General features: G+C 60.7%; 11 protein-coding genes. All 11 read right to left on the bottom strand.

Going from position 1 to position 13,741, the window contains the following annotated elements:
- Positions 1 to 121: 121 nt before the first annotated feature.
- The gene (locus tag LBK75_10245; protein MDR1158660.1) at positions 122 to 1,507 is read right to left on the bottom strand and encodes a DUF4143 domain-containing protein; all 1,386 of its coding nucleotides are present in this window, start codon (positions 1,505 to 1,507) and stop codon (positions 122 to 124) included.
- Between the two features lie 182 nt (positions 1,508 to 1,689).
- Entirely contained in the window at positions 1,690 to 4,497 is a 2,808-nt protein-coding gene (locus LBK75_10240) for an S-layer homology domain-containing protein (protein MDR1158659.1), read from the bottom strand.
- Positions 4,498 to 4,809: 312 nt separating this feature from the next.
- The gene (locus tag LBK75_10235; protein ID MDR1158658.1) at positions 4,810 to 5,346 is read right to left on the bottom strand and encodes a hypothetical protein; all 537 of its coding nucleotides are present in this window, start codon (positions 5,344 to 5,346) and stop codon (positions 4,810 to 4,812) included.
- A gap of 54 nt (positions 5,347 to 5,400) precedes the next feature.
- Entirely contained in the window at positions 5,401 to 5,721 is a 321-nt protein-coding gene (locus LBK75_10230) for a hypothetical protein (GenBank protein ID MDR1158657.1), read from the bottom strand.
- A 71-nt stretch (positions 5,722 to 5,792) separates the two neighbouring features.
- A complete protein-coding gene (locus LBK75_10225) occupies positions 5,793 to 6,569 on the bottom strand; it encodes a FliA/WhiG family RNA polymerase sigma factor (GenBank protein MDR1158656.1) in 777 nt (258 codons plus the stop codon).
- 86 nt (positions 6,570 to 6,655) lie between these two features.
- Entirely contained in the window at positions 6,656 to 7,372 is a 717-nt protein-coding gene (locus LBK75_10220) for a PilZ domain-containing protein (protein MDR1158655.1), read from the bottom strand.
- A gap of 240 nt (positions 7,373 to 7,612) precedes the next feature.
- Positions 7,613 to 8,488, bottom strand: coding sequence for a MinD/ParA family protein (locus tag LBK75_10215; GenBank protein MDR1158654.1), 876 nt, complete (start codon positions 8,486 to 8,488; stop codon positions 7,613 to 7,615).
- Entirely contained in the window at positions 8,485 to 9,675 is a 1,191-nt protein-coding gene (gene flhF / locus LBK75_10210; protein MDR1158653.1) for a flagellar biosynthesis protein FlhF, read from the bottom strand. The genes LBK75_10215 and flhF overlap by 4 nt, the downstream gene beginning before the upstream one ends.
- Positions 9,672 to 11,729, bottom strand: coding sequence for a flagellar biosynthesis protein FlhA (gene flhA, locus LBK75_10205; GenBank protein MDR1158652.1), 2,058 nt, complete (start codon positions 11,727 to 11,729; stop codon positions 9,672 to 9,674). The genes flhF and flhA overlap by 4 nt, the downstream gene beginning before the upstream one ends.
- A 69-nt stretch (positions 11,730 to 11,798) precedes the next feature.
- Positions 11,799 to 12,875: a flagellar biosynthesis protein FlhB gene (gene flhB / locus LBK75_10200; GenBank protein MDR1158651.1), complete on the bottom strand. Its 1,077-nt coding sequence runs from the start codon at positions 12,873 to 12,875 to the stop codon at positions 11,799 to 11,801.
- A gap of 67 nt (positions 12,876 to 12,942) precedes the next feature.
- A complete protein-coding gene (gene fliR / locus LBK75_10195; protein MDR1158650.1) occupies positions 12,943 to 13,734 on the bottom strand; it encodes a flagellar type III secretion system protein FliR in 792 nt (263 codons plus the stop codon).
- Positions 13,735 to 13,741 lie beyond the last annotated feature (7 nt).

The following is a 13,741-nucleotide window of genomic DNA, read 5'->3' as shown; positions in this document are numbered from 1 at the left end:
TACAAATTATACTATGAATAGGGAGGTCTGTCAAGCATTAATCTTTAAAAAAACCATATGTTATGGTACTTTGAAGCACCCGGTCTGGTTTCTAGTACAAAACAATGTAAAACTCATGTTGTCACAGCAGGTGCACCGGGATCGCTCGGTCGGCATCCTGCAGCGTGACCAGGCTGTCGTACAGGCAGATCACCCCGCCCGGTCCGCGTTTTGTGTTTGGGATTTTGTCCAGCAGGGCAAAGCGCGCCGTATCTCTTCGATCCGGGTCCGCGTGTTTTTTGATTTCGAGGGGATACAGCGTCCCGTCCGTTTCGATCAGCACGTCGATCTCACGGCCCTCTTTGTCCCGGTAAAAGTAGAGCGGCAGGTCCAGCACACCGGCGTTGGCATAGCCCTTGAAAAGCTCGGACACCACAAACGTTTCAAAAAACGCTCCGGCCATCGCGCCGGACTTGAGGGCCTCCGGCGTATTCCACCGGGTGAGATAGGCTGCGAGGCCCGTGTCCAGAAAATACAGTTTGGGTGTCTTGACGGCGCGTTTTAAGATGTTGTTGTGATAGGGCGAAAGCAGGTAGATGAGGTGTGATGCGACCAAGATGGACAGCCAGCGTTCGGCCGTTGGAGGGCTGACGTCCACATCCCGCGCCAGCGACGCCACATTCAACAGCTGGCCTGTACAAGCGGCCGCCGCGGTCATGAATCGCAAAAACTTGATCTCATCCCCCACCTGCGCGAGATCGCGCACATCCCGTTCAATATAGGTTTTGATATAGGCGGCATAAAACATCTGCCAGTCAAAATCGGGATGGGCGCACAGCTCCGGCATGCTGCCGCGGTGAATGGTCCGCCACACTGTTGCATAATCTATGGGCATTGCCTCTTGTTTTCGTGCCGAGAAATAGGCGTCGGTGGGCAAAAAAGGCACGGAAAAGGCCACGCCGGACTGTTCTCGCAGAGAGAGTCCGGGCAGCTGCAAGATTCCCAGCCGCCCAGCCAGGGACTCGCTCACATGCTTCATCATTCTGAACTGCTGGGACCCAGAGAGGTAGAACAGTCCCTTCTTCTTTTCTCTGTCGATGATGATCTTCATCTGCGGGAAGAGCTCCGGCGCATACTCAGGAACTGCTAAGCCGTCACTTGCGGATTCTTGCTTGTCTTTTTGACGCAATACTTTGTCGTCCTCCCTTGCAAGGCACCAAGCCTTGCGGCGGTCGTCCTCCGCGTCTTGCCCCAAAAATCCGGCGCAAGACTTTCGCAAGTGGCGGCTCAGCAGTTCCTGAATCTCGTCCACAAACACCGGCGGTGTATGGTCTTTAAAGAAAGTACCGCTCAGTGTGACGGCGGCGGTCAGCTGCAGTTTATCGTCCAGCGTGACGTATGTCACACCCCGCGTCATCTTTTGCAGCAGTGTGGTCTTACCCACCTGACGCGCGCCGGTCACAAGCACCGCCCCAAACATGCCGGCGAGCTTGCGGACAGTTTCTTCCGCGTGGCGTTTGTATTCCATCGCAGAGCATCTCCTTTGGCTGATTGAATGTTTGATATTATTATAGCCAGGGAGGCGTCTTTTGTCAAGGGGGGATTCCCGCAGACACCGTGCGATGCTGACGCAGACAAAGAGGACCCGCGCCCTTTGGGAGCGCGGGTCCTCTTGTTGCTGTTGTTGCGAGATTGCTTAGTCAAGTGAGCTTAAAATTCCCACTGGTCGTCGTTGACGTACACCGCGATAATCTCAAGCGGCTTGTTGTCGGCGCCACCGCCGTTGACGGTTACAACAACCTGTGCCTTATTCACAGTGTAGTCTTCCAGATCCGCCAGAGCGCCACTGTCGGCCAGTTCGTAGTCGTCGTCACGACCCTCTGTACCATCCTGACGGAGATAGACCTTCGTGCTGGACGTGAACTTGAAGCCAATCAGATTGCCGACGTCATTCAGAGTCCACTTCGGCGTCTTACCCAGCTCCGCACCGCTGGTGCCGGTGATGGCATCGGCGACATACAGGAAGCTGTCATCAACACTGCTGACATAACCGGCGTACGCTTGCACGTCTTTGTTGGATGCTGTATTTGCGATCTTATATCTGCCAATTTTGTAGCTGTCATCGCCCAGCTTGGTGTCGTTCACAACCGTCGCGGTGAGCACCATGCCAGCCTTGTATCCGCTAATGTCTGCGGGATTGAACCCATCGCCGTCGGCGTAATATGTCTTGTACGCGCCGTCAACAAACAGATCAAAGCCGATCAGATCGTCACCGTTATCGTCCAGCGTGAGATACGCAGCGGACGTCAGAATACCTCTCAGAATGATCTCATCACCCTGGTCACCCGGATTTGCGTCCGTATGAGCATCGATATAGCCCACTGTAATGGTGTCGTTATCCGCATTCGTCCGCGTCTTCTGGATGTAAGAGAAAGGAAAGTTAGTGCTCGCAGATCCCGCAATAGGCAGTGTGGGCAATGCGTTGCCTTTGTAGGCAATCCACTCATCGCTGCCCTTATACTGCACAAAAATTACGCTCTTGGTAGTGGCCGACACTCTACCAACACCACCGTCAATATCGACATACGACTGACCTTTTGTGGTTATTACATTGTGAGATGTCACTCCCTGCGGCCACAGGTTGACCTTCGCACTGGAACCTTCGCCGGTGAGCGTGTACTTACAAATCACACCCGTCCAAAGGACAGCAGCGTCGAGGAGATCACCACCCGAATCATATGGATAAGTACCCTCGTACTTGCCAGCAGTCCACTTGCCGATCGTATCTGCATTGAGGTCCGCCTTTGTTGTACTGTCGAACTTGTACAGCGTGTTGATGGTGTAGGCAACCTTCCTGTTCTCATCGGTCAGGAGGTACACGCTGGCCGCGCCGTCGCCGGTGAAAGCGCCGTCGTATGTCGAGCGGATGACCACGGCATACTTGTCAGAATCGGACGAAGTGGCCGACCGGCTGCCCAACAGCGCGCCGCGGAAGACAAAATAGACTTTCTCTTTCCCGCGCTCGGCATACGCGAAGTCGGTGTCGGCGCCCGCGATGGTGCCCTTCGAATACGCCGTGCCGCCGATCGTAGCTTGGTCATTCCGGATATACGTAACCGAGCCCGTCAATTCCTCGACTGCAGTCAGGCGGTACTTGCTGCCCAACACGGAGTACAGGACATAGGCGTTGTTCTCAATCAGATCGGCGCCGATGACAAAGTCTTCCTTCGCCTTGTTGCTCTGGATGTTGGCGCCGCCGCCGAATGTCGGCTTCACAGTCACTTTCTGGGTGGAGGACACAGTGAGCTGTGCAAACTTATACTCAGTGGCAAAGATCTGGGTGATGTTGTTGTTCTTGTCAACAAAGACCCTCGCGGGGCTCTCATTGCCGATGCCGGCAGTGGCGGGGAGTCCAGTAGTCTGACGCACAAAATCTTTGTACAGAGCTGTGCCGGTGGTCGTCGTGTATGTCTTGCCACCCGTTGTGTAAGTATACACGGTGCTTGCACCAGTACCGGAGGCCGCCTTGATGTCGCTATAATTCACCGTAAAGATGGTCTCCTCATTGGTGGCCACGGGGCTGCCGTAAAGCTTGGCAACCTCGTTCCTGCTGTTGAGGCGGACATACACAGTAACTTTCTGGCCCAGCAGGTCGACATCGAGAGTGGTGTCAAACTCCTCGGCACTAACGGCAACGCCGTCAGCATTTTCGACATCAGACAGTCTGATCTTGCCTTCGTCTGTCGTCCCACCCGTGAGCGCGACCCACTCGTTGGCCGTGTAGGTGCCCGTCAGGGTCTCAAGGGTGAAGAACAGGTGCGCCGGGGTCTCAATTTGGGTCTCAGTTTTGCCGGGCACATAGCGGGCGGTTACGACCCAGCCGCTTGGTTGCTCTTTGTATTCGACCATGCCGGCGAAGACCGCGTTGTAGAGGATCTGGGCGGCCTGCTCGCGGGTCAGTGGCGCGCCGAGGTCGGTGATGTCTTCGAGGTCGTCAAGCAGGCCGGCGCCCTGAGCGTCGGAGAGCACGCGGAGCGTCCAGCCGGCGCCCGTGTAGCCTTCGATGTTGGAGCGGTAGCCAAGGATGACCAGGAGCATCTTCGCGGCTTCGTAGCCGGTCACGTTGCCCTGCGGGTCAAAACGTGTGGGGGCCTTGCCCTCGACCACGCCCTGGACGGCCGCCCAGTTGACGTAGCCGGCAAACCAGTCGGTGCTCACATAGTCTTGGAACGAAACTTCCGCTACGTTTTGATAGTTGTTTGCGTTGGTCGAGCCGCGGTTTGCCACGACATAGACCATCTTGGAAAACTCCGCGCGGGTGAGGTTGCTCGCCGGACGGAATTCGCCGTTGTTGCCCTGCATGATCGCCAGTTCATAGAGCATGTTGATGGCCGAGACGTACTTCGCGTTGATCTGGCTCTGGTCCGGATACACATACGCGCCTGCACCGGGGATCAGCAGAGCGAGCGTCAGTACGCCGACCAGCATGAGTGCCATAACCTTTTTCAGGTTTCTCATGGGGAAATGCCTCCTTTTTGTTTTTTTCGGAGCCGCCGGCGTCCGGCGCCCTCCAAATAATGATGATAAGGGGGGTACCCCCCTTTTAACGGTATCATACTACCTCATCTCCACGCCCGCGTCAAGCCCTGACGCCCACCTGTAACGCAACTGTAATATCCGCGCGCGTCCGACGCGCGCGGAAGTGCTGAGTTTTGAGTGCTGAGTGCTGAATTTTGAATACGAGCTCAAGTGGTCGCAGCATCCGCTCCCGAGCGGCGTTCCCCCACTCAGCACTCAGCACTCAAAACTCAGCACTCAGCGTTTGAGCGCCTAGCGCTCAAGCGCTGCAATCAACCGTGCCTCGCCTTTGCCGATGCCAAGCTCGCGGGCCGCCTCGTCCACCGAGAGCCCCCGGCCCAGCAGAAAGCGCACCTTCTGAGACTTCGCCTCGCAACGCGCCAGCGCCGCCCGGTCCGTCTCGGACAGCCGCGCCGCCGGCGGTTGGGGCGCCGTCGTCGGCTGAGACGCTGCTTCCGGTGGGAGCATGGCCGCCGGTTGGGCCGGCGCCGCCGACTGAGGCGCCGCTTCCGGTTGCGGCAGTACCCGCGGGGAAACGCGTTCCGCTTCGAGCTCGCGGCGGACCTCCTCCAAATAACCCTCGAAGGCGTCCATCAGTTCCTCCACCCCATCATAGAGTTCGACAAGGCGCGCCTCGCGGCGGCTGAGCGCCTCGCCGCGCGCGCGCTCCCAGTCCTCCGCCTCTCCAGACGCCGCCGTCCTTCGGCGCGCCTGCCGGGTGAGACGGCGCGCCAAGACGGCAAAAGCCCCCACCTGCAGGGCCAGCGCGATCCAAACCACATACTCCACCGGGAGCCCCCCCTGAACAGATAACAGGTAACAGTTGACAGATAACAGTTGCCGTCAGATTGTTACGTCGAAGGTATAGGTTTTTTCCGGATCCGCCGGGCGGGTGTGCTCGGCGGCGCTCTCCTCGGGCGGCTCTTTGCGACGGCGCTTGGCGCCGCCGCCGCTGCCCGATCCGCCGCCGTCGGCGGCGACGTTTTGCCCCCGGACCTTGGCGGCGGCCAGCGGACGGCTCTGGTCGAGCCGCGCCTGCTGGCGGGCGCGCTCCGCCGCCTGATCGGCCAGCAGCTCGTTTTGCTTCATCTCCCGCGTGCGCTCAAGCGCGGCCTCGGCGGACTTCGTGACCATGATCTGCGTGTCAATGCCCCTGAGCGGCATGGCGCGGCCTCCTCTCTCAAGGCCCGGTGAAATGGTAAATTTTTACTGTAACGGGCTCTTGGACAGCCCTTTTATAAAAATGCCTGCTGCATTTTGCCGCGCAGGCCCATCAGGGCCTTGGAGTGGATCTGCGACACACGTGACTCGGACACGCCGAGCACCAGTCCGATCTCCTTGAGCGTCAGCTCCTCGAAATAGTACAGCGTCACAACCAGCCGCTCTTTTTCCGGCAGGTTGTCTATGTAGCGGCCCAGCACCTCTTTGAGCTCGTCCGCCTCGATGTGTTCCTCCGGCGTCTCCTCGTTGCTAACCATCATCTCCTCGCTCTTGATGCGGTCAACCAAAATCTCGTCCAGGCAGACCAGGTTGAAGGTGTGGGACTCGTCCAATGTCCTTTTGACGCTCTCCACATCCATGTTGACGAACTCGGCCACCTCTTTTTCAGACGCCGAACGGCCGAGACGGCCCTCGAGCTCGTGGTAACCCTCTTCGATGCGTTTGATCTTCTGCCGCAGACTGATGGGCGCCCAGTCCTGTTTGCGGATCTGGTCGACGATCTCGCCCTTGATGCGCAGGGACGCGTAGGTCTCAAATTTTACTTCTTTATGGATGTCGAATTTGTCGATGGCGTCCATAAGACCCAGGACGCCGCAACTCATCAGGTCGTCAAAGTCCACGTGTTTCCGATAGGTCGGCACCATGCGGCAGGCAATGCTCTTCACCAAATGCACATAGCGCATGACCAATTCATTGCGCGCCTCCAAGCTGCGTGTCTCCGCAAAATTCCGCCACAGTTCCTGCGTATGATCCTCCATTTTTGTCGCACATGCGGGTCTTCTGTTTGCCATACATCCAATCCTCCCGTTTGCCTTGTCGGCGCCTGTACAGGCGTCCCGGCGCGCGCCCGGCTTTCCGCGGCTGCCCCGCCGCCGCGTTATTGCCTCCGGTGTTCTTTGGATTGCTCTCCAAAAATGTACTTGATGATGTTCCTGCGGAGTCTCTCCTCTATGTTGACAAATTGCACGCTCGCACAGTACCGGGGGCCCTCGGAGGACTGCTCCGTCACACGGACGACGCATCCGTCCACCGTCAGCGCCCCTCGGCGCTTCAAACTAAACGTACACTCAAGGAGGGCGTCCTTCTCAAAAACCTCCTCGGCGACAAACCGCGCTCCGCCGCCCGAGAGATCGACGGTGTGGCACGCGTACACACGCTCCCCCGGCCTGAGCGGCCGCGGAAGCCCTTCGTAACGCCGGTCGCAGATCTGCTGCAGCATCTCCTCCACGGTACGGCCGGCAAACTGCTCCGGCGCCGCGAGAACCCGGACGGACACGGGCAGTACCGTCTCCAAGCGCACAAAATCGCGGCGCTGATATTTGCTGATGGGGGAGCACATCTCCACCTCAATCAGGGCAAGCGCCCTCTCTTGGAAGCGCCGGCGCAGCCGCGCCATAAAGCTGAACATGCCGCCCGTCCGGTAGAACGTCACGTGCAGCAGATCCCCCTCGCGCAGCGGCACCGCCACCCCCCGGTACGTGGGCGCCGAAAGAATCAGCACGCCCTCCTTCACGAGCTCCTGTATATCGCTGACACAGCGTTTTTCGCCGATCGTGATCTCCAGACGCTCACCGAGACCCAGTTCTCCATTCACAGGGGCCGCTCCCTCCCTTGGATGCGGCGGTATTCGCCGGCAAACCACATGATATGGTATATTTTATATGCCGCCACAGCGAGATGGCGCCTGTTGCGCATGAATCGCACACTTTCGACGCCCGATTCATGCGGCGGTTTACCGGCATCTTTCGTCTTTATTGTATCGATAAGATGGGACAAATGCAAGCCCTAACCCCCCTTTGCGGACAAATTTCAATATTTCATGACAAAACTTCCATTACCTTCCGGCCATTCTTGTAAAAAATGCGCGCAGCCCAGGGCGGCGTTCCGGCTCCGTGCCCATAAACCGCCACGCCAGCGTCTCGATGTTGCGCGCCGCCGCACTCTGCGGAAAGCTGAGCACAAAAGGACGCTGGAGACGCACCGCCTTGGACACCGCCGGGTCGGACAAGATGAAGCCCATCTCCTCTATCTCCATCCGGAGATAGAGCCGTACCACAGCCGCCACCTTGCGGAGCGTGTCGGCCGCCTCGCTCTCGCTGTCCGCCCGGTTGACCACCAGCCGGACCCGGGGACCGTTCTCTGCGCGCGCCGTCAGAAATTTGATGAGGGCATAGGCGTCCATGATGGACGTGGGCTCCGGCGTCGTCACGACGACGACCTCCTGCGCGGCGCCCACCATGCTCAGGATGTGATCTGAGATGCCGGCGCCGGTATCCAGCAGCACCACGTCGGCCATGTCGTCGAGCTGGAGCAGGTTGTCCATCAGGTCCGCAAGCTGGCCGGCGCTCAGCCGGATGAGCTCCTGCACGCCCGAACCGCCCGAGATGAACCGAACGCCGTACGGTCCGTCGCAGACGGCGTCCCGGATGTCCCCGCGGTGCCGCACGACATGGGCCAGGTCATACGCCGGCGTGACGCCCAAGACGACGTCTACATTGGCAAGCCCGAAATCCGCGTCGAAGATCAGCACGCGCAAGCCTTTCCGGCTCAGAGCCAAGGCGAGGTTCACCGTGACGTTTGTTTTGCCGACGCCGCCCTTGCCGGAGGTCACGACCACCACGCGGGCGCCCGTCTCGGGCGTACGCGCGCGTTGGCCTTTGATGTTGGCGATGATCTGGCGCAGCGCGCCGGCCTGGTCGTTCATACTCATGCTCGACGCCGCCCGCCGGGTTCCGCCCATTGGCAGGCGCCCAGCAGCCTGTCTGTGATCTTGCGGGCGTTCATGACTTCGATGTCGTCGGGCACCGTCTGCCCGGCCGTCATGTAAGAGACCGCGCGGTCGGTGAGCATCTTGAGGTTGAGCAGCATGCCCCACACGGGCGTCTCGTCCATTTTGGTAAATAACAGCTTAAAATTGTCCAAAAACGAGTAGGTCCTGACAATGTTGAGGCAGCCTGTGAAACTGGTCGCGGCGCTGAGCACGAGGTGTACCTCGTCGGCGCCCGAGGCGGCGAGCAGAGCCCGCAGCTCCGGCTCGAGGGTCGGATCGTTCGGACTCTTCCCCGCCGTGTCGATAAACACGATGTCGCACTGCTCCTGCTCACGCAGCGCCGTCTCCATCTCCTCGGGCGCGTAGACGACGGTGATCGGCACGGAGAGAATCTCGGCGTAAGTCCGAAGCTGCTCCACCGCGGCGATGCGGTAGGTGTCCGTCGTGATGATGCCCACGCGGGCGCCGTGGTTGAGCGCATGGACAGCGGCCAGCTTCGCGATGGTGGTCGTCTTGCCCACGCCCGTCGGCCCCACCATGATGACGACGGTGCGCCGGTACCGCCTCATCTGGATGGGCGCGGCCTCGCCCAGGTACTGCTTTAAGAGCTGCTCCATCACCTCGGCCGGATCCACCGCCCGCCGCCGCGCGATGTCGGCGGCCTCCCGGCCGATCCTGTGGGCAAACGCCTCGTGTACCTCTCCCTCCAGCAGGGCATCCACCAGCGCCTCCACCTCCGGGGGATCCCCGGAGGCGTTCGCTTCCGCCCGGATCCGGCCCACCAGCGTGTCCAGCGTGGCGGAGAGGCTGTCGATCTTGCTCTCCAGCGCGCCGATCTTCTCCGGCCCGGCCGTGAGGTTCGGCGTCAGCACCCGCTCTCCGGTGCGGACGTCCGTGAGCGGCAGCGGCGCCAGCGGCGGCGGCTCGGCCCGCCGGGCGGCGGGCGGCGGCGTGGGCGCCGGCTCGTAAGCGGCCACCACCTCCACGAGCGGACGGCGAAACCAACCGCTCACCCCGTGACGGCGGATCTTGCGCGTGTTCAAAATGAAGGCGTCGAGCCCCAACTCGGCGCGGACCTTTCCCATCGCCTCGGTCACATCCTCGGCGAGATACCGCTTTACGTTCAAACTGCCACCACCCCATCGGCCTGAATGTCAATGTTTTGTTCGAGCTCATTGTACGAGAGCACCACCAGGTCCGGCGCCAGCCCCTCCACCATCTTTTTGAACTGGTAACGTACCACGGGCGCCGTCAGCACCACGGGCGCGAACCCGAGGCCCGTCACCCGTTCCAGCGCGGCGCGCAGGCTGTCGAACATGCGCTGAACCACGTCCGGTTCCAGGGCGACATAGGAGCCGTGCTCGGTCTGTCGGACGTTTTCGAGGATCTGATGTTCGAGCGCCGGGTCCAATGTGACGACGTGGATCTGCCGTTCGGGCGCGAAGCGGTGGGAGATCGACCGCCGCAGCGCCTGGCGCACATACTCCGTCAGCATGTCCGGGTCGCGCGTGACGCCCCCGTAGTCCCCCAGCGTCTCGACGATCGTGCCCATATCGCGGATCGAAACGCCCTCCCGCAGCAGGTTGCCCAGCACTTTCTGCACCTCGCCCAGCGAAAACAATTTGGGCACCACCTCGTCCACGAGCGCCGGCTGGGTCTGGCGCAGGTTGTCCGCCAGCACCTGCACCTGCTGGCGTTCGAGCAGCTCGTCCGCGTGGCGGCGCACCACCTCCGTGAGGTGGGTGGCAATGACCGACGGCGGGTCGACCAGCGTGTAGCCCAGCAGTTCCGCGCGCTCCCGCGCGCCCTCGCTCACCCATTTGGCGGGCAGGCCAAAGGCCGGCTCCCGGGTATCGACGCCCTCCACCTCCTCGCTGATGTCGCCGGGGTTCATCGCGAGGTAGTGGTCCAGCAAAATCTCGCCCCGCGCCACCTCGTTGCCCCGAATCTTAATCATGTATTCGTTCGCGGTGAACTGGATGTTGTCGCGCAGGCGGATGACCGGCACGATCATGCCGAGGTCTAGCGCGCACTGTCGGCGGATCATGACGACGCGGTCCAACAGATCCCCGCCCTGCGAGGCGTCGGCCAGCGGGATGATGCCGTAACCGAACTCAAGTTCGATGGGGTCCACCGAGAGGAGCGCGACCACGTTCTCCGGCTTTCGGATCTCCGCGGCCGCTTCACGGGCCTCCTCGCCTTCCTCGGTCTCCTCCGCCCGACCGAGCCGGCTGCGCAGCATGAGCCCCAGCGCGACCAGGCCCCCCGCAAAGGGCAGCATGAACACGACGGGCATACCTGGGATCAGCCCCATGATGCCGATCACCGCGCCGCCCATCACGAGGACGGTGGGCTGCTGGGAAAGCTGGCGGGTGAGATCCATCCCCATGGAGTTGTCGGAATTTGCTTTGGTGACGAGGATGCCGGTGGCCGTGGAGATGAGCAGCGCCGGGATCTGACTTGAGAGTCCGTCGCCGATTGTCGCCACCGTGTATACGTTCACGGCGTCGGCGGCGGCGCCTCCGCCCAGCACCTCAATCAGTATGCCGCCGACGATGTTGATGATTGTGATGATGATGCCGAGGATGGCGTCGCCCTTGACAAATTTGGACGCGCCGTCCATAGCGCCGTAGAAGTCGGATTCCCGCTGCACATTGACGCGGCGCTGCCGGGCCGTGTTCTCGTCGATCACGCCCGAATTGAGGTCGGCGTCGATGGCCATCTGTTTGCCCGGCATGGCGTCCAGCGTAAACCGCGCGGCCACCTCGGCCACGCGCTCGGAGCCCTTGACGATAACGATGAACTGCACGAGGAAGATGATGAGAAAGATGATCACGCCGACAACCAAGTTGCCGCCGGTCACAAAGTTGCCGAAGGTGGCGACCAACCGCCCCGCGTCGCCGTGGTTGCCCAGGATCTTACGCGTTGTGGAGATGTTGATCGCGATGCGGAAGATCGTCGTGATCAACAGTAGCGACGGGAAGGTGGAAAACTCCAATATCTCCCTCGTATTGAGGGCGATGAGCAATATGATGGCGGCGGCGGCAAGGTTCACCGTAATGAGGGCGTCGATCAGCGCGGTGGAGAGCGGGATGACGATCAGCAACACCACCGAAATGACCAGCACCGCGATGGCCACATCCCCGAATTTCAGTTTCCGCTCCATCGCATCCGACTGCATCGCACACCACCACCCCGTTATAATTCACAACACAATTGCCGGCGTCCCTCACTCAGCACTCATCACTCATCACTCGTCACTGCGGCTTTTGGCCGCCTGATACACGCGGGCGAGGATCTCGGCCACGGCCTGGAAGAGCGCGGCCGGGATCTGCCGGCCCACCTCCACCGTCTCGTAGAGCGCGCGGGCCACCGGCTTGTTTTCAACGATCTGCACGCCGGCCGCCCGGGCCTTCTCGCGGATGCGCAGCGCCATCTTGTCGGCGCCCTTCGCGAGTACCACCGGCGCGGACGCCACCGCCTCGTCATACTTGAGAGCCACGGCGTAGTGGGTGGGGTTTGTGATGACGACGTCGGCCTCCGGCACGGCCCGCATCATGCGCATGGCGGCCATCTCCCGCTGTTTCTGCTTGATCTTGCTCTTGATCTGCGGGTCGCCCTCGATCATCTTGTACTCGTCTTTGACCTCCTGCTTTGTCATACGGAGGTTCTTCTCGAAGTCGAACCACTGAAACATGTAGTCGGCCACGCCGATGCCCACCAGTGCGACGGCCGCCCGAAACCCCACGCCGAGACAGAGCGAGAAGATCTCCTGCCCGCTCCGGTCGACGCCGTAGTCCGTCAGATTGGGAAAGACGGAAAATTGCCGCCGGTACTCGCTGTAGACGACAAACCCCACCAGAGCTACCTTCAAAACGGCCTTGATCATCTCCACAAGGCTGCGCATGGAGAAAATGCGTTTCATCCCCTGCAGTGGGTTCAGCTTGCTGAACTTCGGCCGCAGCGTCGCGCCCGTCAGCAAAAACCCGACCTGCACGAGGTTGATGACGATCCCCGCCGCCACGGCCACGAGCAGCAGCGGCATCGCCGCGCGCAGCAGGGTAAAGATGGCGTCGTCGAATACGAGGGAGACGTTTTGCGGCGTGAGTTTCTCGCCCAGCCGCGTGCCGAGATAATCCGTCAGCATCTCCGCCATGCTTTGGAAGATGCTCACGCCGAACAGGGAGAGGGCGGCGAACATGGCCACCATGGTGACAGCCGTGTTCACCTCCGTGCTCTTTAGCACCTGCCCCTTTTTTCGCGTCTCTTCCCGCTTTTTGGGGGTCGCCCGTTCTGTCTTTTCGCCCGAAGCTCCGGGAGGCGCCACGCATTTTCACCACACTTCATACGGTCCGCCGCCTCTTTGCCGACAGACGCTGGGAGGCGCCCGCCTCTCAGCCGGCAGGCATCATCGTAAAGAAGGCCTCTTCGAGGGTTGCGAACATCGCGTCAAACACCGGGCCCGTCGCCCGGACGAAGACCGGGACGATCAGTACCATCATCACAAGACCGATGAGAGTCTTGAGCGGGAGACCGATGACAAACACGTTCATCTGCGGCGCCGTGCGCACGATGATGCCCAGTGAGATCTCGGCCAACAGCCCCGACGCGATGACCGGCATGGCCACCTGCACGGCGAGCACAAAGGATTCCGCGAAGGCGCCGACGACGACGGCCGGCAGTGCGGCGGTGAGACGCGCTTGCCCCACGGGGATATAGCTGAACGTGTTGTGCAAGATCCGAATGAGATCCATATGTCCGTCCGCCATCAGGAAGCAAAGCAGGAGGATGAGGTTCAGCAGGCTGCCCGCAATGGGGATCTGGATGTTTTGCTGCACGTCGTAGACCTGCACCATGCCAAAGCCAATCTGCATGTCGATGATCTGCCCGGCGGTGAAGACGATGGAAAAGAACAATGTGGTAATAAATCCCAGCACAAGCCCCACCAGCACCTCCCCCAGACAGGCAAACAAAAACGCGGCCAGAGAGGCGTGGGGGAAGACCTCCGGCGGCGGAAAGAATCCTATCAGGATCAGCGACAGCAGCGCGGAGAGGCAGACCTTCAACGTGGACGGGACATTGGCGCGCCCCCAGATGGGCGAGAGCAAAAAGAGCCCCGAGATCCGCACCAGGATGAGGGCAAACTGCCCGACCCAAGGCAGCAGATGCCCGGTGATCGAAACCAAAACCCAC

This window comes from Oscillospiraceae bacterium (genome assembly GCA_031265355.1).
Taxonomy (GTDB): domain Bacteria; phylum Bacillota; class Clostridia; order Oscillospirales; family UBA929; genus JAIRTA01.
Note: the sequence above shows the minus strand (reverse complement) of the source record. Positions and strands in the feature narration are given on the sequence as shown.

Excerpts from the sequence above, each read along its gene's own strand:
- LBK75_10245 (MDR1158660.1), bottom strand. The coding sequence starts at position 1,507 with ATGGAATACAAACGCCACGCGGAAGAAACTGTCCGCAAGCTCGCCGGC.
- LBK75_10240 (MDR1158659.1), bottom strand. The coding sequence starts at position 4,497 with ATGAGAAACCTGAAAAAGGTTATGGCACTCATGCTGGTCGGCGTACTG.
- LBK75_10230 (MDR1158657.1), bottom strand. The coding sequence starts at position 5,721 with ATGCCGCTCAGGGGCATTGACACGCAGATCATGGTCACGAAGTCCGCC.
- LBK75_10225 (MDR1158656.1), bottom strand. The coding sequence starts at position 6,569 with ATGGCAAACAGAAGACCCGCATGTGCGACAAAAATGGAGGATCATACG.
- LBK75_10215 (MDR1158654.1), bottom strand. The coding sequence starts at position 8,488 with ATGAGTATGAACGACCAGGCCGGCGCGCTGCGCCAGATCATCGCCAAC.
- flhA (MDR1158652.1), bottom strand. The coding sequence starts at position 11,729 with ATGCAGTCGGATGCGATGGAGCGGAAACTGAAATTCGGGGATGTGGCC.